This window comes from Thalassobium sp. R2A62 (assembly GCF_000161835.1).
Taxonomy (GTDB): Bacteria; Pseudomonadota; Alphaproteobacteria; order Rhodobacterales; family Rhodobacteraceae; genus Thalassobium.
This window is the reverse complement of sequence record NZ_GG697169.2, coordinates 508,446-527,810: the sequence shown is the minus strand read 5'-3', so window position 1 is coordinate 527,810 and position 19,365 is coordinate 508,446. Positions and strand designations below refer to the sequence as shown.

Sequence of the window (19,365 nt, the reverse complement as noted above, 5' to 3'; positions counted from 1 at the left end):
TTGTAATCAAATTCTGCGCAAATTATCGCCTATTTCCCCTTCCGTAATGCCGAGGGCGTAGAAACAGGTTGGTTGGTGATTCGAGTTGTGGCATAAGGTCGGTACATCTGGGGATGTAATGGCAAATTGGGTCTGAAAACAGGCTCTTACAGGCAAGCGACGGGACAGCGCTTTGAATATGATGAAACAGAAATCTTCTGGAGTGATCACACGCCGCGGTCTTCTAGGCGCTTTTGCAGCGTCGGCCGTAGTTGCAGCCCCTACCTATTCCAATGCTGCAGGCTTCCTGCGCGGTGGTGGCGATATCCGCCGGATCAAGATGTATTCGGGCCGCACCGGCGAGCGCATCGACATGATTTATTGGGTGGATGGCGACTATATCGCTGACGCCGTCAAAGAAGTGAACTTCTTCATGCGCGACTGGCGCAATAGCAAGACGATCCAGATGGACACACGCACCATCGACGTCATGGCCGCCTCGCATAACCTGATGGATACGTCCGAGCCTTATATGCTGTTGTCCGGCTACCGCAGCCCTGAGACAAACGCGATGTTGCGCCGTCGGTCCAGTGGCGTCGCCAAGAATTCCCTACACATGCGCGGACAAGCCGCCGACATTCGCCTCTCGAGCCGTTCGGTCAGCCAGATGGCCCGCGCTGCACAGCGTTGTTCCGGTGGTGGCGTTGGCCGCTACTCTGGTGCAAACTTTGTGCATATGGATTGCGGACCCGTCCGCAGCTGGGGCAGCTAAGCCGCCCTAACAAGCCAAAGCAAAAGCGCCTTAGGGCGCTTTTTTGTTGTTTGGTCCTAATTTAGCCCTGCCACAGAACCGCATCAGGATGGAATTGCGACCACGCGAACCAAAACGCTTGGTGCCTGCCAACGTCCTGGCCATCTTCGCCGATTGCACGGATGCCGCCTGCATCCAGCACCAGTCGAATATTTTCGACCTTGATGTCTTAGCCTTGCTAAAGGGCGACCAGTGCCGTGGCCCGCGGAAATGCAACCGCCGGCCCCGAGGCTGTCGTCACGCCGATGACGTCCTCGTGCACGGGCAACCGTGGATCAACGTCACCCACAGGAAAGATTGGGCCATTCGCATCCCGTCCATTGCGGAAATCGGGATTGCGACCCAATGCATGACGTTCTGTCAGAACCGTTGTTTCAGGATGTGCTGCACGCCATGTCGCCCAATCTGTCGTGATGACCGACGCTTGCTCTAGTACGATGCCTTTGTCCGCCAGAGGTCCAGCAACAGCTGTTCCCTTGAACGTGACAAAAACCGTAAATGTATTGATATCGTACATGACCTTGTTCGAGCGGATCAGAAGACCCGAAGTGCGCAAAACGGGCCGCTGAACTCCGGCTGGCATCCCATCCGTAAAATAGGCCTGTGCCGCACCGCACAGCGTACAATAGGGAATACCCAAATCGCGGCCGCCCAGTGTGTCATTGACCACTTCGCGGACTTCCATGATCTGGCGGGGATAGGCGCGGTATTCGCCATTGACCTGGACACCGAACACAACGTCGTCCTCGTTCAACCAATCGGCATCAGCCGCAGCGATCACGTCCGGATTGTCGGCTGCGGGAATACAGTTACAAGGATCATCCGTGCGATCAAAAGGACGATCATCAATCAACACGCCACCCCACGATACATGTCGCGAGTCGATGTCCCCTTCGACAAAGAGACGCTCCCAAGCCGGCACAACAGTGGTGAAGATTGCCCGTTTGGTGTCTAGGTAGTTCGGCGGTTCGGGAATATCCCACGCGATCAGATGATCCGTGACGACACCCCAACCATTGATCGGGCTCAGCTCTTTGCCCAGCAATTCCGAGGCGGCCGCAGTCAGTTCGTCATTTAGCTCTGGACCACGGACAAAGCGCATCAAATCACTGATCAACCACGCCACCCGCGCATCACCAGACGCGGTACTGACAGTCAAAGCTGATGCCTGATCTTCACCCCAGAATGAATTGTTCATGCTGTCTACAAAGGCGATTTCAACCGCATCGCGAACGGCATCGCCGAGCGGGCTTTGGATTGTCGCAGGTGGCTCGCCATATTGTTCGATCACATAGGCAGGTGGTGTGTCGGCCTGCGCGCATGCAGATAGCAAGAGCCCACCCGCAGTGACGGCTGCAGTGAACGCACTGCGAAGTGACGATGTGAAACGTTTTGGCATTGGGTGACCCTTTGGTAGCGAGCAATGTAAACAGGCTACGCTGCAACGATGGTCAGTGACCAATAACGACTACGTCAAAATTGGGTGATCAGACATAAACGCCTGCGGTGATTGAAAGATCTGGAACACCCAGTATGCTCATCCAGACAAATTAATGCTTGATTGAGCAAAGAAACTCTTGCCGCCAATTATTGGCCGTTTCTGGATCAGTCAAAGGCCTCCGCTATTAGACAAGAGATGTCATCAATTGTAATTCACCAATTTCCAACCATCGAAGAACCTCACATCGCGACCATAAAAAACAAGTCGCGGAACAGTGGTCTAACCTCAGCTAATTTTATTGGTCTCGATCGTGTACTTTGCGCTGATTTCAACGAAAAGCGAATGTATTTGGCATCCATCAGCGATGGCAATTTAGAGATCATAAGCTCCGTTCCCACTGTCATTACGGATGGAACCGCGGTCCAAACAGACTTGATGGATTTCCAAGACGGGCGCATCATCGTCAGCAAATTTTACCAAGGCTCGGTTGGAATCTACCGGCTTGAAGGTGACAAGATCGAGTTTGAAGGCGAGATTAACGAGAATAATTTCAAGGGCCTGAATGGCGTCAGGTTTATCCCCAATCATCCCAGCCTATTGTGGCTCACTTATTGCGGCAACAAGAAAAAATGCCACCAAATCGCGGACATCGAAACGAAGAAACTGATCCATCAGATCGACACCGAGCAACAGTGCCAAGATGTTGCATTCATTGATGGTTCTGCTGCCGTCTTTGCGCGTACAGATCACATAAAAGTTGGGGCCAAGGCCACCTACCTATTCAGTCGGAAATGGTGGATGTTTGCCACGGCCTATGTCTACAAAATCCTCGAAAACCTGCGCGAGACCGAACCCGAGTTTGTAAGCCGTTGGAAAGGCAAAGGGCATATTGATGCCTGCAAAGCCTACAAGGGCGAGGTTTTTGCAGCCAACCAGTATCTGGACCGTGTCGACATCTTTAAGCTTTCTGCCAAAGGAAAGCTGTCTCTATCGAGGACGATCAAGGGGATGGGCATGCCACACGGGCTAGACCTTCATGACAACAAGCACGCCGTGACGAACTACGGTGACCAAACGTTGCGGGTCATGGATCTGTCGTAGCTTAGAATTTGGCGCCACGGGGTTGAGCCTGCACAATAGGTTCTCCCAAGCTGGGTCAGTCATCATTGTGGGAATTGGCGCACCCGAGAGGATTCGAACCTCTGGCCTCTGCCTTCGGAGGGCAGCGCTCTATCCAGCTGAGCTACGGGTGCGTCTTCGTGATCTATAGCGCCGCGCCCTCTGCCCCGCAACGGCAAAACCGCGCGTCAGGCAAAGAGGTCCTGGCACAACTCCAAGGCATCAACGAGCACATCAACCTCGTCGCGCGTGTTATACAGACCAAAGGACGCACGCGCGGTTGCAGGCACACCCAAATGCTCCATCAACGGCTGCGCGCAGTGATGTCCAGCACGCACGGCCACGCCCCTTTTGTCCAGCACGGTCGAGATGTCATGGGCATGTGCGGCACCGTTCAAAGTAAACGAAAAGATCGCCGCCTTGGTTGCGCTGTTGCCTTGGACGTTTAGCCAATTCAGCCCTTCAAGCCGCGTGCGGGCATAGTCTCGCAAATCGCGTTCGTGGGCGGCGATGTTATCCATCCCCAGCTCCATCATATAATCCAGCGCGACCCCTAGACCGATCGCTTGCACGATACCCGGTGTGCCAGCTTCGAACTTCATCGGGGCATCATTGTAGGTCACCACGTCCTTGTGAACCTCGCGGATCATATCACCACCACCGATAAACGGACGCATCTCGGCCATCCGCTCGGATTTGATATAGATCGCCCCAGAACCCGACGGGCCATACAGCTTGTGACCCGTGATGGCGTAGAAATCGCAACCGATGTCAGCCACATCAACAGGTTGGTGCACTGTCGCTTGGGACCCATCAACCAGCACTGGGATGCTGCGTTCGTGGGCCGCTTGGGTGATCGTTTTCACGTCCACGACTGTCCCCAACACATTGGACAGATGGGTCACAGCAACCAATTTGGTTTTCGGGCCCATGGCATCAATCACCGTTTGGGTATCAAGATCACCATTGGTGTCTACGTCGACCCACTTGAGCACGACGCCTTGGCGTTCACGCAAGAAGTGCCACGGCACGATATTGGCGTGGTGCTCCATCACGGACAGGATGATCTCGTCGCCGGCCTCGAGCCGCGGCATCGCCCAACCGTAAGCCACGGTGTTGATGCCTTCGGTGGTGCCCGAATTTAGCACAATCTCGTCTTCAAACGCCGCGTTCAGAAAACGCGCAATCGTGCCACGCACGCTTTCGTATTTCTCGGTCGCGAGGTTCGACAGGTAGTGCAAGCCGCGGTGCACGTTAGAATATTCTTCGGCGTACGCGCGCGTGATCGCATCGATCACGACCTGCGGCTTTTGAGCAGACGCGCCGTTATCAAGATAAACCAGCGGTTTTCCATTTACCTCGCGGGCGAGGATTGGGAAATCACGGCGAATTTCAGAGACGTCATACATTCAAATATCCTCCGGGCACGGCGGCCCCGATCAGTGTGATAATCAACGATGCGCCCACGATCAGTCCGGTCACAGCCACAAATAGGCAAAACGTAGATTTCCCAAGGCTTTCATAGCCATGCAACACATTTAGAAAGTTTACCAAGCACCACAAGAGCAACCCGAGCGATACGAATGCGGCGAATTGGCCCAGTTCGGGTGAAATCAGCAAGAGCGAAATCTGTGCAACTTCGACCACCAACAGAACCATCTGCAGCCAAACCATCAATTTGAGCGTGTTCTCGAAACTGCCCGTACCTTGCAACGCCTGGCATGTGAAATAGAGAGCAAAGACCATGATCACCTGCCAAGACGCCACCACCACCGCAAGGGTCATGGGCGCCATGCCGAGTGTCGTAGCCTCTGCAGGTATCCCGCCCAACGCCGCAGCGCCATAACGCAAGAACACAGTCGCGATGCTGATCAAAACCAACACAGACCACATCGCATTGCGTGGCGCGGAAACGGTCATCACCATCCGCGCGCTATCACCCGGTTGGGTCAAAGCCCCCCAGACCAAGGCGAGAAACTGCTTCATGATGTGACGCGCTCAACGCGGAATTCGGCCTCGCGAAAACAGAACGACCAGATCAACAGAAACGCGATCGCCCAGACTGCACCGACCAAGGTCAGCGCCGGACCTGCCCCGATGAAACCCGCCACAAGACCGTGCAACAACACCGCAGGTGTCGAAGCCAACAACGACCAGAACAACGCCAATCGTGCGGTATAGAATGTGCCTTGGGCCCCAAATATGCGAGCGATCAAATGGCTGATGGCGGCGATGACATAGAATGCCAGCGGCCAGATCATCAACCAGCCCAGAAATTCATAGGCGACCAATTGATCCAGTCCAACGTCTTCGAGATGTGCCGTGCGCGACAGCCGTGGCAATTGCGCAATGAAGATGGTCAAACACGCACCCATCAGAATGGCGAGCACACGATCCTCTCGTGTGCCCATATCCAACAGACGGCGCATGACGACAGCAGGGCGCCGCCAGCTTTGGATGATATCCTGCGAGATCGCCATCAGTCGCGCCTGCGCATCAACCAGTTTTCAAGACGGTCACGCAAAGCATCCGCAAGGTCTTCGTTCTCGATCTCGTCCAATGCCTCGGCAAGGAACGCGAGCGTCAACAGGTCCTGTGCTTGCCCAACAGGTACGCCGCGGGACTGCAAATAGAACAACGCATCGTCGTCGATAGCACCCGACGTCGAGCCGTGCGAACACGCCACATCGTCGGCATAGATTTCCAGCTCTGGCTTGGCCAAGAACTGGCTGTCACCATCCAACAGCAACGATTGCGAAATCTGATACCCATCAGTTTTCTGAGCATCCGCTTTGACCAAGATCTTGCCTTGGAACACGCCTGTCGCACCGTTACGCAGCACCTTCTTAAAGACCTGACGGCTCTCGCAGTTCACCGCATCGTGGGTGATAAACACTGTGTCGTCATGAAGGAAATCACCGCCATCACCAACAGCCGCCCCTGCCACATGGGCCTGTGCGTCGTCACCGGTTAGCTCCAACACACATTCGTTGCGGGTCATCACGCCGTTTGCGGTCAACGTAAAGGACTTGAACAGGCTTTCGGTTCCCAATTGGGCGAACAAGCCCGTTACAGCACGACGTTCATGGTCGCGCCCTTGGGCCCGCACATGGTGGAACGCAGACCGGTCCGCAATCTCGACTTCCGTGACGGAATTGAACCGCGCAGCCGCTGCTCCGTTCTCGAGAACAGTCACGCTGGCACCTTCGTCAACGCGGACAACGTGGTGCAGCATCACGTCGGAAGACGTATCGCGGTGCAAATAGATCAAAGAGATCGGACGTGCCGCCTGCCCTGTCGCGTGGATCACTATGCCGTCGTCAGCAAAGGCTGTGTTCAATGCGGCCAGCGGGCGTTCAACAGGGTCTTGGCCTTTGGTCTCGAGCACACCGTAGATGTCACGCACCCAATGGATGTCGTGCGCCATAACATCTGACAAGCGTTCGATGGTCACACCATCCATTGCCAAATCGTCGGATGCATCGGCATCAAACACTCCGTCCACAAAGACAATCTTTAACCGGTCGATTTGGTCGAACATTGGCGCTTCATCGCTGGAAAACAGCGCGGCCTCGGTCGCCGCCTCGTCAACCAAGCTCGAAGGCTCAGTATATTTCCAATACTCGTCACGGCGGCTCGGCAGACCCATTTTGGTCACCCGCGCCAACGCATCGCCGCGTGCCTCGACAGCCCACGCAGCGCCCAAAGGCATCGACAGTGCCGCGAGCCGCGCGTCAGTCGCGTCTTGCTTTAGTTGCGGCAGGGCCATTATGCGACCTCCGACAAAATGTCAGCATAGCCGTTGTTTTCGACCTCAAGCGCCAGATCCGGACCGCCTGTTTTAACAATGCGACCATCGGCCATGATGTGCACGACGTCCGGCTGAATGTGGTCCAGCAAACGCTGGTAGTGCGTGATCACAAGAAACGAACGCCCCTCGGACCGCAATGCATTGACGCCTTCGGCCACCAATTTCATCGCATCGACGTCCAAACCCGAGTCTGTTTCATCCAAGATGCACATCTTGGGCTCGAGCATCGCCATCTGCAAAATCTCGTTGCGCTTTTTCTCACCACCGGAAAAGCCGACATTGACCGGACGCTTCAACATGTCAGCGTCGATTTTCAAGCTCTTGGCCTTTGCACGCACCAGCTTCAGGAAATCAGCCGCAGACATCTCGTCTTCGCCGCGTGCTTTGCGCTGGCTGTTCACTGCGGTCCGCAAGAACGTCATGTTACCAACACCTGGGATTTCGACGGGATACTGAAACGCCAGAAATAGGCCCGCTGCCGCGCGTTGTTCTGGCTCCATGTCCAAAAGATCGACACCATCAAGCGTCGCCGCACCACCGGTGACTTCGTAGCCGTCTTTGCCAGACAGAACATAGCTCAGCGTGGATTTACCTGAACCATTGGGACCCATGATCGCGTGGACCTTGCCCGGTTCAATGGACAGATCAACACCCTTGAGGATCTGCTTATCTTCGTCTTCCAGATCGACCTTTAGGCCTTTGATTTCCAACATTTCTGTCTCCTTTATATTCGTTTGGGTCCGCCTAACGCGGGTTCCCCATGATCTCGGTGATCCGGCCCAGTTCGGCCGGTTTGATGTCTCTGGGTGTCACCTCAAACCGCGCCATACGTCCGATGTAATCGACACGCGGCACAAATTCTTCAATTTGATGATAGGTTTTACGGTTCATGTAGTCGTCGAAATAGACGGTCACAGGCTTGGTCGCACGAAACAAGACCGCCAACAAACAGCCCTGCCGAAAACGGCCATCAATCAAAACAGTATCTGGGTGCACGAAATCATCGCGGTCCCATACGTTCAGCGGGTAACGGCTAAACTTTTGATGGTTTTTGGTATTCTTGGGGCTACCCCACGCAACCGTAGGACCGATGTCAGCCCAATGCATGTTTACAGGCGATGCCGACGGGTTGGCGTCAAAGTATTCCGACATCATCGCGGCCCAGTGCCGGTCGCTTTCAACTGAAAAGATTGTTTTGCCCGACATTTCGGCAGCCATCACCGTCGAGCCACCACTGCCGTATTCCAAAATAGCGGACGCATCAGAGTAGGCCTGCGTGATCCACGCGGCTTCGGCCTTTGGCAAGGTGAGCGTGGGTCTTTCAATCACGCTCATGCCGACACCTCTAGATCAGGTAGGCAACTCCGCGAAACAGAATCGAATTCGGCTCGGCCATTGCTTTGGTCATCGCGACCCATTCGGGGGAAAACACGCTGCCGAACTTGGCTGGATACATCCAAACCAGATTGTGCAGACCCAGCACCGCGCCCATCAGACTGGTGCCCAACAATGCCATGTGTGAAAGTAGTTTGAGATTGAAGGTCTCGCGAAAGAACAACACGATCCCCATGCCCATCACGACGTCCATTCCAAACATCATATCGGCGTTCATTTCCAAATCGTTGTACCCGAGGAAATGAAACCGAGCGAAACGGATCGCCATCACCGCGAACACGCCAGAAAACAGCGCCATCACCAAAGACAATGGATAGCCCATTCTTCCGAACGCGCCGATCTGTACGGTTTTGCGCCCCATTTTCTTGGGGATCAGCATGTTGGTCTCGGGATCGACATACTCGGTATTGAGCGGATCGTTGATCTGCGCGATCCGCTGTGCAAACTCGGCTTTCTGCGCGTTTTTGCAGATTTCTGTCATTGGGAACGGCCTTTACACATGATTGGTAAGGTCCGACTACCCAGCAAACAGGGCGGGAATGAGACGTCAATTTGCCGAAATCAGGGGTCATCATTTGCGCCCCACAAGAAGATAGGCAAAGAGGCTGCCCAAAAATCCGGACAATCCAGCAATGATTGCGACCTCACCGCCCATCAAAGGCGGCAAAACAGCATCGATCAGCACGGCAAAGCCGCTGCAAAATCCGCCAGTGAGAACAGCGGGTATCAGAATACGACCGATCATCCGTCGATCTCCTGCGCTGTGCGGCGACGGGTCAAGATTATGGTCAGAACCAGATAAATCGGGCCAAAACTCAACACAGCGGGCCAATGCGTCCAAAACTCGGACGCAGAATAGCTGTCAGAGCGCCACAGAAATGTGATGCCCCAAAAGACCGCAATCGCGATCCCAGTATTGACCAACAGCCCCGTCACGACTTAGCCCACCGACCCTTCGAGAGAGATCGCAACGAGAGCTTGCGCTTCCATCGCAAATTCCATCGGCAGCGCCTGCAGCACGTCCTTGCAGAAGCCGTTAACGACGAGCGCCACAGCCTCTTCTTCGTCCATGCCACGCTGGCGGCAATAGAATAGCTGATCATCGTCGACCTTGGATGTGGTCGCCTCGTGCTCGACGCGGCTGCTGTTATTTTTGACTTCGATGTACGGCACCGTGTGTGCCCCACATTTGTCGCCAATCAACAGGCTGTCACATTGGGTATAATTGCGGCTGTCTTTTGCCTTAGGATGCATCGAGACCAGACCACGATACGTGTTCTGTGCTTTGCCTGCGCTGATCCCTTTGGACACGATCCGGCTCTTGGTGTTTTTGCCAAGGTGAACCATCTTGGTGCCTGTGTCGGCCTGCTGCATGTTGTTGGCAATCGCGATCGAATAGAATTCGCCCTGACTGTCATCACCGCGCAGGATGCATGACGGGTATTTCCACGTCACAGCCGACCCAGTTTCAACTTGCGTCCACATCACCTTGGACCGGTCGCCACGGCAATCCGCACGTTTGGTCACAAAGTTATAGATGCCGCCTTTGCCGTTCTCATCACCAGGGAACCAGTTTTGAACGGTCGAATATTTGATTTCAGCATCGTCCATCAGAACCAGCTCGACCACCGCCGCGTGCAGCTGCGCCACGTCGCGTTGTGGTGCGGTACAGCCCTCCAGGTAGGATACGTAGCTTTCTTTGTCGGCAATGATCAGCGTGCGCTCGAATTGGCCGGTGTTTTCCGCATTGATACGGAAATACGTGGACAGCTCCATCGGGCAACGCACACCCGGCGGGATGTAGACGAACGAGCCATCAGAAAAGACCGCCGAGTTCAGCGTCGCATAATAGTTGTCAGAGACAGGCACGACGGACCCAAGGTATTTCTGGACCAATTCAGGGTGTTCTTTGATCGCCTCAGAGATCGAGCAAAAGATCACACCCGCTTTGGCAAGCTCGGCTTGGAACGTGGTGCCAACGGATACGGAATCGAACACCGCATCAACAGCAACCTTGCGCTCTTCCTCTGGGGCCTCAACACCAGCGAGCAGCGCTTGCTCTTTCAAAGGAATGCCCAGTTTCTTGTATGTTTCCAGCAACTTGGGATCAACCTCATCCAATGACTTGGGTTTGACCTCCATGCTTTTGGGGCGCGCATAATAGTACTGATCCTGAAAATCGATCTCAGGGTAGTCGACCATCGCCCAGTCAGGCTCGGTCAATTCGAGCCAACGACGATAGGCCGCGAGACGCCATTCCAGCATCCATTCGGGTTCGTCATTCTTCGAAGAGATCAAACGCACGATATCCTCGGACAAACCCTTGGGCGCGTATTCCATTTCGATCTCGGTTTCCCAGCCGTATTTATACGTGCCGGATAACTCTTTGACCGCATCAACGGTATCCTGATCGACGCCGTCTTTGACTTCTACATCATCCAAAGCTGTCATTTCGCTCTTCCTCTAATCTCACGCGGCCCGCGCTTTGTGCCGCTCATAGGCGTTGCACCACGCATCCGCAAACCGCTTTATGTCGTCGTCCGTTGTCTCGAGGCCCAGCGACACGCGAATTGCGCAGGCCGCTTCGGTCTCGTCGTATCCCATCGCGCGCAGCACAGTGCTGGCTTTGACCTTGCCACTAGAACAGGCTGATCCCGCGCTGATCGCAAAGCCCGCGAGGTCCATCTGCATCACTTGGGTCTCGCCCTTCCAGCCGGGTGTCATCATGCATGTCGTGTTGGGCAGACGTGTCGCAGCCTGCCCTACAAAAATAGTATCCGGCGCGCGGGTCTCAATGGCTGTTTCCAGACTATTTCGCCGCACGGCGACCGCATCCCATGCACCCGCCTCGACATCACGCTGTGCAGCTTCGGCAGCTGCACCAAATCCGGCTATGCCAATGATGTTTTCAGTTCCTGATCTGCGACCCATTTCCTGGCCACCACCACGCAATTGAGCAACCGGATCATCGGCTGTGAAATTGATCAAGGCGCCAATCCCTTTTGGCCCGCCAATTTTATGCGCAGACAGGATCATATAGGACGGGGTTTGGCCGTCCGGATAGGTCACGGGCATCTTGCCCACCATCTGGGTGATGTCGCAGATCACCGAATAAGGAACCGATCCTGCGCGCGCGGCATTGATGTGACTGCTGGGCACGACCTGCGCCGTCTCAGGCAAGATACCAGTTTCGCTATTGGCCGCCGACATCGCGACCAAGGCCACAGGGCCGCGATCCGCTTGCCACTCTTGGTCTGCCTGCGCGAGCACCCAGTTGAACATCTCTGTCACGCCGCTGGGCGAAAGCGCACCCTTGCGGTTGATGATCGCGGGCAGCTTGGCCTCGCTCCATGCGTTTAGGCAATCATGCTCGGTTGGCAACGACGCAAAGACCCCGCCATGCTGATCCCGTTGCCCCACCGCGAGGGCGGCGGCCTCGGTCGCACTTCCGTTGAAAATGACTTGGTTGGTTTTGCACCCGACCAACGCCGCGACCTGCGCGCGCGCCCGCTCCATCATCGATTTGGCATCGCGCCCTTCGGAATGGACGCTCGACGGATTGCCCATGATGTCCATTGCCGCGACCATCGCTTTGCGCGCTTCGGGGCGCAGCGGTGTGGTTGCATTATGATCGAGATAAACGCGCATCAATCGACGATTTCAAACAGGTTTGGCACCGCAGGGCACGGTGCCAAATCATTGGACACTACGTCGCTGAGACGGGTCTGGTGCAGGAACACATAGACATGCGCGCTCAGCCCCTCCCACAACCGGTTGCTCAGCGATTGCGCGCGGCTGCCGGAGGCCGCCCCCGACGCCCCTGCCCCTTTGTGCATGGCGCTGACAGTTTCATCAACGGCGCCCAGAATATCGACCACGCGGATGTCGCTGGATGCGCGGGCCAAACGGTATCCACCACCGGGACCGCGGACGCTTTCGACCAGTCCTTCGCGGCGCAATTTCACGAACAACTGCTCGAGATATGGCAACGAGATATCTTGTCGTTTGGAAATTTCGCCCAGCGTTACGAGACGCGCATCCGACTGCAACAAGGCGAGATCGACCAAAGCAACCATCGCATAGCGGCCTTTCGTGCTCAGTTTCATTTCAAAACCCCCAAAAATACTACGTTTCCACGACAATCAGTTGACGCGATGCAGCCTCGCGTTTAATTGCGATAAAACCGCCCTGAACCAATTATTGGATCAGAGTTTAGAAGTGTTCTAAAGTCCCTGACTGATTTCGTCAAGAAACCACCCAGGGCCGCGCGCAACAAGACTAACAACTAGATCGAGGACCCCAATGCCCGAAGTGATTTTCCCAGGTCCCGAAGGCCGCCTAGAAGGCCGCTATCACCCGCAAAAAGAGCGTGATGCACCGATCGCTATCGTGCTGCATCCGCATCCGCAATTTGGCGGAACGATGAACAACCGCGTGGTCTATAATCTGCACTACGCGTTCTACAACATGGGCTTTACCGTGTTGCGGTTTAATTTCCGCGGCGTAGGACGCAGTCAGGGCGAATACGACCAAGGTATTGGCGAGCTGTCTGATGCGGCGTCCGCGCTCGATTATCTTCAGTCGATGAACAACAACTCCAAGCATTGCTGGGTTGCAGGGTTCTCGTTTGGTGCATGGATCGGGATGCAGTTGTTGATGCGTCGCCCCGAGATCACTGGCTTTATTTCGGTCAGCCCACCAGCCAACATGTACGACTTTAGCTTTTTGGCGCCCTGCCCGTCTTCGGGTCTGATCATCAATGGCACCAATGACCGCGTAGCGCCTCCTCAAGATACTCATACTTTGGTGGACAAACTGCACGAGCAGAAAGGCATCACGATCACGCACACCGAAATCGACGACGCGGGACACTTCTTTGAAGATCCGCACATGGACAACATGATTGACCATACAACGACATATGTTCGCCGCCGCCTGACCGAGAATACCCGCTAATGGCGCTGACCGCAGATATTGCCGACGAGCTGGCGCAAAAAGCACTGGATGCGTTTGAAAAGTCTGGTGATGAGAAAATTGTCGACCAGATCGGCGATGTCCTCGGAGCGTCGTCGCAAACATTGCAAGAGGCATATCTGACCTCGATCCGTGTGCGCCGCGCGGAAAAGCGAGCACGCGAAATGCTCGCAAAGTTCGACTAGGGCCACGTTCCGAGGTCTTGGGCCGTCCTGCTGGCCAATTTGTTGATCAGATAACTTGGCACCCACAATATGTGTGCTGCGATCTATGGTTAGGATCACTGCCGCGGAACTGGGACAAAGTGTCCATATTTTTCAAACGGCATTCGTCGTATACAATCGCATACCGTCTTTTCATCTTTGACCAAACGCGCTATGCCGCGCGCAATCATTCGAATCCATCAAAGGACCGCACCATGACCAAGATCAAGGTAGAGAACCCCATCGTCGAACTCGACGGCGATGAAATGACCCGCATCATCTGGGACTTCATCAAGAAAAAGCTGATCCTGCCGTATCTTGACGTTGATCTGCTCTACTATGACCTCGGCATGGAAGTCCGCGACGAAACCAACGACCAAATCACTATCGACGCGGCAAACAAGATCAAAGAGATCGGTGTTGGCGTCAAATGTGCGACGATCACACCAGACGAACAGCGTGTCGAAGAATTCGGCCTCAAAGAGATGTGGCGTTCGCCAAACGGCACGATCCGCAACATCCTCGGCGGTGTTGTGTTCCGCGCGCCAATCATCTGTTCCAACGTTCCGCGCCTCGTGCCCGGTTGGACCGACCCGATTGTCATTGGCCGTCACGCCTTTGGTGACCAGTACAAAGCCACAGACTTCCTGATGCCTGGCCCTGGTAAACTGACAATGAAATTTGTTGGTGAAGACGGCGCTGTCATCGAGAAAGAAGTGTTTGACGCTCCTGCTGCCGGTGTTGCGATGGGTATGTACAACCTCGACCAGTCGATCATCGACTTTGCGCGTGCGTCCATGAACTACGGCCTCAACCTCGGTTGGCCTGTCTACCTGTCCACCAAGAACACGATCCTCAAGAAATACGACGGTCGTTTCAAGGATCTGTTCCAGCAGGTGTTCGAAGAAGAGTTCGAAGACAAATTCAAAGCCGCTGGCATCACATATGAGCACCGCTTGATCGACGACATGGTCGCGGCTGCGATGAAATGGTCCGGCAAATTCGTTTGGGCCTGTAAAAACTACGATGGTGACGTTCAGTCCGACACTGTTGCACAGGGCTTTGGCTCGTTGGGTCTGATGACATCGCAGCTGATGACACCCGATGGAAAAGTCGTCGAAGCCGAGGCCGCACACGGTACGGTCACGCGTCACTTCCGCCAGCACCAAAAGGGCGAAGCGACTTCGACAAACTCGATCGCATCGATCTACGCATGGACAGGTGGTCTCAAGCACCGCGCCAAGTTGGACAACAACGATCAGTTGGCAAAATTCGCGAACACATTGGAAAAGGTCATCGTCGACACAGTCGAGAGCGGCTTTATGACCAAAGACCTCGCACTGTTGGTTGGCCCAGATCAGAAATGGCTGACAACAGAAGGTTTCCTCGAGAAAATCGACGAGAACCTGAACGCCGCGATGTAATCCATCCAGCGCAAGCAGATCAAAAGAGCGTCGCGATTGTCTCGCGGCGCTCTTTTTTGTTAGGCTCTTGATATGAGCAGCCCTCTTCTCTCAGGTATGGCAAATATTCTGGCCGACACCCGCAATGTGGCCGCCAAAGAAGCTGTCTTGCTCACCACTATCGGCCTTGTTGGTAATTGGGTCGGCGGACGGTTCAGTTGCGATGCAACAGCGCTGTCATTTACGACCAACGCAATGAACCGCCGGCTACAAACCAAGGATGCTGATGCCACTATTCCCTATGCCAGCATCACAGATCTACAGTTTGGCCGCATGATGATCTGGGCGCGCACGGTCGACATCACGACCGATGCGGGGTTTTTCAGGCTTAGAACCGCACCGCGGCACACCCAGTCGCTGTTTGATCTGCTTGATGCGCACAGACCCTGAGCGCGTTTTTCCACTTGACCCAAACCCCTCGCGGCTGTCCCCTTGAGACGCTGCAAAAAGGATCACTCCCATGCCCAAACACCTCATCTTACTACTGTTCGCCGTCTGTGCTGAAACCGTCGGCACCACTGCATTGCAGGCCAGCCAGCAATTTACGCGCCTGTGGCCATCGGTGCTGGTCGTCGTCGCCTACGCAATTTCGTTCTATCTGTTGGCTTTGACGCTTAAATACATGCCCGTAGGGATCATGTACGCAATCTGGTCGGGGCTCGGGATTGTCTTGATCGCAATCATTGCGTGGCTGGTCTACGGCCAGTCACTGGATTGGCCCGCGATCCTTGGGATGACCCTAATCCTTGGTGGTATTATCATCATCAATCTATTTTCCAAAACAGCCGTTCATTGAGGCCCATTATGACCCGATTCAACACACAGAGGCGCTATGGCTCCGTCACCAAGAGCTTTCACTGGCTGACGGCATTGCTGATCCTCGCGTTGATCCCGCTGGGGATTATGGCGAACAAAGCCGCCCACGCCCCCGAGCCTGACTTTGAGCGGGCCGCATTCCTGTTTTCTTTGCACAAAACGCTGGGTGTGACGGTTTTTTCAGTCGCCATTTTGCGTATTCTCTGGGCCTTGCGCCAAGCCAAGCCCGGACCTCTGCACCCTGACCGGCGTGCCGAAACGCTGTTGGCCGAGATTGTCCATTGGACGCTCTATGGCAGTCTGGTTCTTGTCCCGCTGACCGGTTGGATCAGTCATGCCGCCACCGAAGGTTTCGCGCCGATCTGGTGGCCCTTTGGTCAGGGCTTGCCCTTTGTTCCCGTTGACCAAACCATCAAGTCATTCTTTGCCGGCCTGCACATCGTGTTTGAACGCGTTCTAGTCATCTCAATCTTTTTGCATGTCGCGGGTGCTTTGAAGCACCAGTTCATTGATCGCGACAGCACATTGAGACGGATGTGGTTCGGCAACCGTGACGCGGTCGATGTTCCCCCTCACCGTCATAGCGCAATCCCTGCTGTTCTTGCGGGCGGCGCGTTTGCGCTGGCGATTGGTGTTGGATCTGCGATTGGGATGTTCGAGAAATCAACTGCGCCCGTTCACGCCGCCGCTCTCGACACCGTCGGGTCAGACTGGACCGTTGCCGACGGAAACATTGCTCTCTCGATCACTCAATTCGGAAACACCGTTACCGGTGAATTCACCGATTGGACCGCTGCAATCGTATTTAACCCAGAGCCGGCCGAGGTTCAGGGCAACGTTGATGTCACGATAAACATTGGATCACTGGTTCTGGGGTCTGTGCGCGATCAGGCGATGGGCCCCGACTTCTTTGATGCAGACCAGTTTGCCACGGCGACCTTTGTAGGCGAGCTTTTGGCCGTGCCAGACGATGGGATCGTGATGGACGGCACCCTGACAATCAAAGACCAATCCGTGCCAATCGCTGTGCCAATGTCCATGCTCGTTGACGGTGATACAGCCACATCATCAGGCAGCATCACACTGGACCGCCGCAGTTTTGGCATCGGCGACAGCATGGCCGACGAGAGCAGCCTCGCATTTGCTGTTGATGTCTCGATCAACCTGACCGCGACCCGCACGGCCAACTGATCAAAACAAAAAGAGCCGCCCCAACTGAATGGAGCGGCTCACATCTATCAGGTTCGAACCCGCTTACTGAGCGATGCCAGCCTCGATTGAGATCATGACCTCGACTTCGTCAGACGCGGCAGGTGCGAACGCACCAAGGCCAAAGTCAGAACGCAGCAGCGTTGCTGTCGCGTCAAAACCTGCCCATGCTTTGCCAGCCATCGGATTGTCGCCCGACTGGTTCAACGTTGCGTCCAGAACAACCGATTTCGTCATGTTGTTCAGCGTCAGATTACCCGTGATCATTGCGGTGTTATCGCCTGTGACCTCGATAGCGGTCGACGTAAACGTGACCATGTCTTCGTCAGACGCACCAAAGAAATCAGAGGACATAAAGTGGTTAAAGCGGCCTTCCCAGCCCGTCAGCATGCTCTTGGTCGGCATCGAAACGGAAACCGAAGAGTTTGCTGGGTCTTCTTGGTCAAACATGATTTGACCCTCAAAACCTGAGAACATGCCGTAGGTTGTTGAAAAACCAAGGTGGGAATAGCTGAATACGATCTGGCTGTGGCTCGCATCAAGATCATAGGCCTGCGGTGCCGCAACTGTGGATGAAGCGGCTAGACCTGCCAGAGCGGCGGCGATCAGTGTCTTTTTCATTTTGAGGGTCTCTATCTGTGACAGCGGAATTGCTGTGACTAGATGTCGCGCAATCGGACATTAAGGCAAGCCACGATACATCAACAGGTTGTGTTCAAAAACGCGCAGTCAGACCCCTGATCCTTGGCGGCCGATGCCCCGCTAACAACAATGCCCCTCTAAAACGACAAAACCACCCTGCGCAGAAACAGGGCGGCCATGCTTGGTCGAGACGGTAGGATCACGCGACCAATGGCATCTTCGTCGAATTTTGCGCCTGCATACGCAGATCGTTGCGGCGGTGTTCACGGGTTCCGGACAACAACAGGTCGCGCCCCATGCGGTCTCTGAGTTCAATCAGGTCTTCTTCCGAGCCCGCAGTCACAGGAACGGTGACCGAAGAATTACGGCGACGCATGACCAAAACAGCCTGACCATCGCAAGACTTTGATCGGTCCAAATGCACACCACCGATCGCATCAAAACCGTAGTTCGCAATGATAGTATTGCGCCCAGTGCGGTTCGTAATCACTTCACGCACTTCCTCCATACGTTTGTCCACATGGACCTGTACGGCTGTACCGCGTGTGGCGTACCACAACAGCAAACCGCCCAGAACGGCCATAACCAAGGCTGCCGCGATTTTAATCGCCAGCACATCTGTAACAGCGACATTCGACGGCAACATCAATGAAAACAGCGAAAGCATTGCAAATATGCTTCCAAGGAAGCCCGCGATCATCTGAGGAATGACAATGCTCAGCGATGCGCCCCCGCGCGGTCGAATGATGTAGCCTGCATATGTTTCTTCGATTTCGTGCGTTTTGTTGGATTTCGGGCGTCCTATGCGCCCTGCTCCAACACCCTGTCTTGGTGTCTTGTGCATTTGTGCTATCCCAGTCTATCAACTTATGATTGCGTTAATCATTCGTAAACAATTGAGGCGGGAATGAGGCAAATTCACATTTTTTCAATATTAAAGTGCATTACGTGAACGTAAGTCGCGTTTTAGGATACACGGTACAACCACCCCAAAATCCGCACTTGTCGCGTATTCCTACAGGTGTATAAGGCGACGTCCTTGTGCGGAACGATTTGAACCGCGCAGTCTCTCGTGGATGGGGTGCACAAGGATTTATGCCCCTCCTATGAAATGCGCTTGAGAAAAGAACTGGAGCATTCATGCCGCTATATGAGCATGTATTTATTGCGCGTCAGGACCTGTCCAACACGCAAGCCGAAAGCCTCATCGAACATTTCTCCACAGTCCTCGCGGACAACGGCGGCAAAGTAGCCGATAGCGAGTACTGGGGCGTCAAAACGATGGCCTACAAGATCAACAAGAACCGCAAAGGCCACTATGCCTTTTTGCGTTCCGATGCACCGGCACCAGCCGTGCAGGAAATGGAGCGTTTGATGCGCCTGCATGACGACGTCATGCGTGTTCTGACCATCAAGGTCGACGAGCACGAAGAAGGCCCATCGGTTCAAATGCAAAAGCGCGAAGAACGTGGCGAACGCCGCGAGCGCCGCTAAGCTAGATC

24 protein-coding genes and 1 tRNA gene are annotated in these 19,365 nt (G+C 54.8%); 9 read left to right on the top strand and 16 right to left on the bottom strand.

Annotated features, from left to right (window positions below; all coding sequences use genetic code 11):
- Positions 1–178 precede the first annotated feature (178 nt).
- Positions 179–751: a DUF882 domain-containing protein gene (locus tag TR2A62_RS02650; RefSeq protein ID WP_009158780.1), complete on the top strand. Its 573-nt coding sequence runs from the start codon at positions 179–181 to the stop codon at positions 749–751.
- 217 nt (positions 752–968) lie between these two features.
- Here TR2A62_RS02650 and TR2A62_RS17465 read toward each other — a convergent pair whose 3' ends face one another.
- Positions 969–2,189 carry a DUF3179 domain-containing (seleno)protein gene (locus TR2A62_RS17465; RefSeq protein ID WP_009157952.1) on the bottom strand — a complete coding sequence of 407 codons (1,221 nt, stop codon included), beginning with the start codon at positions 2,187–2,189 and terminating at the stop codon, positions 969–971.
- A 384-nt stretch (positions 2,190–2,573) separates the two neighbouring features.
- Between TR2A62_RS17465 and TR2A62_RS02640 the strand changes: the two genes are divergently transcribed.
- Positions 2,574–3,332: a hypothetical protein gene (locus TR2A62_RS02640; RefSeq protein WP_150103446.1), complete on the top strand. Its 759-nt coding sequence runs from the start codon at positions 2,574–2,576 to the stop codon at positions 3,330–3,332.
- Positions 3,333–3,407: 75 nt separating this feature from the next.
- Here TR2A62_RS02640 and TR2A62_RS02635 read toward each other — a convergent pair.
- From TR2A62_RS02635 to TR2A62_RS02580, 13 genes are all read right to left on the bottom strand, one after another.
- Positions 3,408–3,484, bottom strand: a tRNA-Arg gene (locus tag TR2A62_RS02635).
- Positions 3,485–3,538: 54 nt separating this feature from the next.
- On the bottom strand, positions 3,539–4,759 hold the full coding sequence (locus TR2A62_RS02630; protein ID WP_009159632.1) for a cysteine desulfurase: 1,221 nt from the start codon (positions 4,757–4,759) through the stop codon (positions 3,539–3,541).
- Entirely contained in the window at positions 4,752–5,336 is a 585-nt protein-coding gene (locus TR2A62_RS02625) for a YIP1 family protein (RefSeq protein WP_009157651.1), read from the bottom strand. Before TR2A62_RS02625 ends, TR2A62_RS02630 begins: the two co-directional genes overlap by 8 nt.
- Positions 5,333–5,830 carry a hypothetical protein gene (locus tag TR2A62_RS02620; RefSeq protein WP_009157663.1) on the bottom strand — a complete coding sequence of 166 codons (498 nt, stop codon included), beginning with the start codon at positions 5,828–5,830 and terminating at the stop codon, positions 5,333–5,335. Before TR2A62_RS02620 ends, TR2A62_RS02625 begins: the two co-directional genes overlap by 4 nt.
- Positions 5,830–7,119: a SufD family Fe-S cluster assembly protein gene (locus TR2A62_RS02615; protein ID WP_009158481.1), complete on the bottom strand. Its 1,290-nt coding sequence runs from the start codon at positions 7,117–7,119 to the stop codon at positions 5,830–5,832. Before TR2A62_RS02615 ends, TR2A62_RS02620 begins: the two co-directional genes overlap by 1 nt.
- Positions 7,119–7,874, bottom strand: coding sequence for a Fe-S cluster assembly ATPase SufC (gene sufC, locus TR2A62_RS02610; protein ID WP_009159353.1), 756 nt, complete (start codon positions 7,872–7,874; stop codon positions 7,119–7,121). The genes TR2A62_RS02615 and sufC overlap by 1 nt, the downstream gene beginning before the upstream one ends.
- Positions 7,875–7,905: 31 nt before the next feature.
- Entirely contained in the window at positions 7,906–8,496 is a 591-nt protein-coding gene (locus TR2A62_RS02605) for a hypothetical protein (RefSeq protein ID WP_009160169.1), read from the bottom strand.
- A gap of 10 nt (positions 8,497–8,506) precedes the next feature.
- Positions 8,507–9,037 (bottom strand): hypothetical protein, encoded by a 531-nt coding sequence (locus TR2A62_RS02600; protein ID WP_009160613.1) that lies wholly within the window; start codon positions 9,035–9,037, stop codon positions 8,507–8,509.
- Positions 9,038–9,127: 90 nt separating this feature from the next.
- The gene (locus TR2A62_RS18675; RefSeq protein WP_009159316.1) at positions 9,128–9,301 is read right to left on the bottom strand and encodes a hypothetical protein; all 174 of its coding nucleotides are present in this window, start codon (positions 9,299–9,301) and stop codon (positions 9,128–9,130) included.
- Positions 9,298–9,492, bottom strand: coding sequence for a hypothetical protein (locus TR2A62_RS02595; protein WP_009157881.1), 195 nt, complete (start codon positions 9,490–9,492; stop codon positions 9,298–9,300). The genes TR2A62_RS18675 and TR2A62_RS02595 overlap by 4 nt, the downstream gene beginning before the upstream one ends.
- Positions 9,493–9,495: 3 nt before the next feature.
- Positions 9,496–11,007, bottom strand: coding sequence for a Fe-S cluster assembly protein SufB (gene sufB, locus TR2A62_RS02590; RefSeq protein WP_009160777.1), 1,512 nt, complete (start codon positions 11,005–11,007; stop codon positions 9,496–9,498).
- 18 nt (positions 11,008–11,025) lie between these two features.
- A complete protein-coding gene (locus TR2A62_RS02585) occupies positions 11,026–12,204 on the bottom strand; it encodes a cysteine desulfurase family protein (RefSeq protein WP_009159582.1) in 1,179 nt (392 codons plus the stop codon).
- On the bottom strand, positions 12,204–12,662 hold the full coding sequence (locus tag TR2A62_RS02580) for an Rrf2 family transcriptional regulator (RefSeq protein WP_009158812.1): 459 nt from the start codon (positions 12,660–12,662) through the stop codon (positions 12,204–12,206). The genes TR2A62_RS02585 and TR2A62_RS02580 overlap by 1 nt, the downstream gene beginning before the upstream one ends.
- A gap of 196 nt (positions 12,663–12,858) precedes the next feature.
- Here TR2A62_RS02580 and TR2A62_RS02575 point away from each other — a divergent pair, with 196 nt between their 5' ends.
- The 6 genes from TR2A62_RS02575 (at position 12,859) to TR2A62_RS02550 (ending at position 17,203) form a co-directional block, all read left to right on the top strand.
- Positions 12,859–13,512, top strand: coding sequence for an alpha/beta hydrolase (locus tag TR2A62_RS02575; protein WP_009160866.1), 654 nt, complete (start codon positions 12,859–12,861; stop codon positions 13,510–13,512).
- On the top strand, positions 13,512–13,715 hold the full coding sequence (locus TR2A62_RS02570) for a hypothetical protein (RefSeq protein WP_009159868.1): 204 nt from the start codon (positions 13,512–13,514) through the stop codon (positions 13,713–13,715). The genes TR2A62_RS02575 and TR2A62_RS02570 overlap by 1 nt, the downstream gene beginning before the upstream one ends.
- A gap of 233 nt (positions 13,716–13,948) precedes the next feature.
- Positions 13,949–15,157 carry an NADP-dependent isocitrate dehydrogenase gene (locus tag TR2A62_RS02565; protein ID WP_009159249.1) on the top strand — a complete coding sequence of 403 codons (1,209 nt, stop codon included), beginning with the start codon at positions 13,949–13,951 and terminating at the stop codon, positions 15,155–15,157.
- 72 nt (positions 15,158–15,229) lie between these two features.
- Positions 15,230–15,586, top strand: coding sequence for a hypothetical protein (locus TR2A62_RS02560; protein WP_150103445.1), 357 nt, complete (start codon positions 15,230–15,232; stop codon positions 15,584–15,586).
- Between the two features lie 70 nt (positions 15,587–15,656).
- The gene (locus TR2A62_RS02555; protein WP_009159119.1) at positions 15,657–15,992 is read left to right on the top strand and encodes an SMR family transporter; all 336 of its coding nucleotides are present in this window, start codon (positions 15,657–15,659) and stop codon (positions 15,990–15,992) included.
- A gap of 8 nt (positions 15,993–16,000) precedes the next feature.
- A complete protein-coding gene (locus TR2A62_RS02550; protein WP_009159132.1) occupies positions 16,001–17,203 on the top strand; it encodes a cytochrome b/b6 domain-containing protein in 1,203 nt (400 codons plus the stop codon).
- Between the two features lie 63 nt (positions 17,204–17,266).
- On the opposite strand, the gene TR2A62_RS02545 is transcribed toward TR2A62_RS02550, so the two are convergent.
- Positions 17,267–17,842 (bottom strand): YceI family protein, encoded by a 576-nt coding sequence (locus tag TR2A62_RS02545; RefSeq protein ID WP_009160202.1) that lies wholly within the window; start codon positions 17,840–17,842, stop codon positions 17,267–17,269.
- A 220-nt stretch (positions 17,843–18,062) separates the two neighbouring features.
- Positions 18,063–18,707: a hypothetical protein gene (locus TR2A62_RS02540; protein WP_009157997.1), complete on the bottom strand. Its 645-nt coding sequence runs from the start codon at positions 18,705–18,707 to the stop codon at positions 18,063–18,065.
- A 296-nt stretch (positions 18,708–19,003) separates the two neighbouring features.
- Here TR2A62_RS02540 and rpsF point away from each other — a divergent pair, with 296 nt between their 5' ends.
- Positions 19,004–19,357, top strand: coding sequence for a 30S ribosomal protein S6 (gene rpsF / locus TR2A62_RS02535; protein WP_009159028.1), 354 nt, complete (start codon positions 19,004–19,006; stop codon positions 19,355–19,357).
- Positions 19,358–19,365: the final 8 nt, after the last annotated feature.

Bases quoted from the DNA above. Each gene is read 5' to 3' on its own strand.
- TR2A62_RS02650 (WP_009158780.1), top strand. From the start codon at position 179: ATGATGAAACAGAAATCTTCTGGAGTGATCACACGCCGCGGTCTTCTA.
- TR2A62_RS17465 (WP_009157952.1), bottom strand. From the start codon at position 2,189: ATGCCAAAACGTTTCACATCGTCACTTCGCAGTGCGTTCACTGCAGCC.
- TR2A62_RS02640 (WP_150103446.1), top strand. From the start codon at position 2,574: ATGTATTTGGCATCCATCAGCGATGGCAATTTAGAGATCATAAGCTCC.
- TR2A62_RS02630 (WP_009159632.1), bottom strand. From the start codon at position 4,759: ATGTATGACGTCTCTGAAATTCGCCGTGATTTCCCAATCCTCGCCCGC.
- TR2A62_RS02625 (WP_009157651.1), bottom strand. From the start codon at position 5,336: ATGAAGCAGTTTCTCGCCTTGGTCTGGGGGGCTTTGACCCAACCGGGT.
- TR2A62_RS02620 (WP_009157663.1), bottom strand. From the start codon at position 5,830: ATGGCGATCTCGCAGGATATCATCCAAAGCTGGCGGCGCCCTGCTGTC.
- TR2A62_RS02615 (WP_009158481.1), bottom strand. From the start codon at position 7,119: ATGGCCCTGCCGCAACTAAAGCAAGACGCGACTGACGCGCGGCTCGCG.
- sufC (WP_009159353.1), bottom strand. From the start codon at position 7,874: ATGTTGGAAATCAAAGGCCTAAAGGTCGATCTGGAAGACGAAGATAAG.
- TR2A62_RS02605 (WP_009160169.1), bottom strand. From the start codon at position 8,496: ATGAGCGTGATTGAAAGACCCACGCTCACCTTGCCAAAGGCCGAAGCC.
- TR2A62_RS02600 (WP_009160613.1), bottom strand. From the start codon at position 9,037: ATGACAGAAATCTGCAAAAACGCGCAGAAAGCCGAGTTTGCACAGCGG.
- TR2A62_RS18675 (WP_009159316.1), bottom strand. From the start codon at position 9,301: ATGATCGGTCGTATTCTGATACCCGCTGTTCTCACTGGCGGATTTTGC.
- sufB (WP_009160777.1), bottom strand. From the start codon at position 11,007: ATGACAGCTTTGGATGATGTAGAAGTCAAAGACGGCGTCGATCAGGAT.
- TR2A62_RS02585 (WP_009159582.1), bottom strand. From the start codon at position 12,204: ATGCGCGTTTATCTCGATCATAATGCAACCACACCGCTGCGCCCCGAA.
- TR2A62_RS02580 (WP_009158812.1), bottom strand. From the start codon at position 12,662: ATGAAACTGAGCACGAAAGGCCGCTATGCGATGGTTGCTTTGGTCGAT.
- TR2A62_RS02575 (WP_009160866.1), top strand. From the start codon at position 12,859: ATGCCCGAAGTGATTTTCCCAGGTCCCGAAGGCCGCCTAGAAGGCCGC.
- TR2A62_RS02570 (WP_009159868.1), top strand. From the start codon at position 13,512: ATGGCGCTGACCGCAGATATTGCCGACGAGCTGGCGCAAAAAGCACTG.
- TR2A62_RS02565 (WP_009159249.1), top strand. From the start codon at position 13,949: ATGACCAAGATCAAGGTAGAGAACCCCATCGTCGAACTCGACGGCGAT.
- TR2A62_RS02560 (WP_150103445.1), top strand. From the start codon at position 15,230: ATGAGCAGCCCTCTTCTCTCAGGTATGGCAAATATTCTGGCCGACACC.
- TR2A62_RS02555 (WP_009159119.1), top strand. From the start codon at position 15,657: ATGCCCAAACACCTCATCTTACTACTGTTCGCCGTCTGTGCTGAAACC.
- TR2A62_RS02550 (WP_009159132.1), top strand. From the start codon at position 16,001: ATGACCCGATTCAACACACAGAGGCGCTATGGCTCCGTCACCAAGAGC.
- TR2A62_RS02545 (WP_009160202.1), bottom strand. From the start codon at position 17,842: ATGAAAAAGACACTGATCGCCGCCGCTCTGGCAGGTCTAGCCGCTTCA.
- TR2A62_RS02540 (WP_009157997.1), bottom strand. From the start codon at position 18,707: ATGCACAAGACACCAAGACAGGGTGTTGGAGCAGGGCGCATAGGACGC.
- rpsF (WP_009159028.1), top strand. From the start codon at position 19,004: ATGCCGCTATATGAGCATGTATTTATTGCGCGTCAGGACCTGTCCAAC.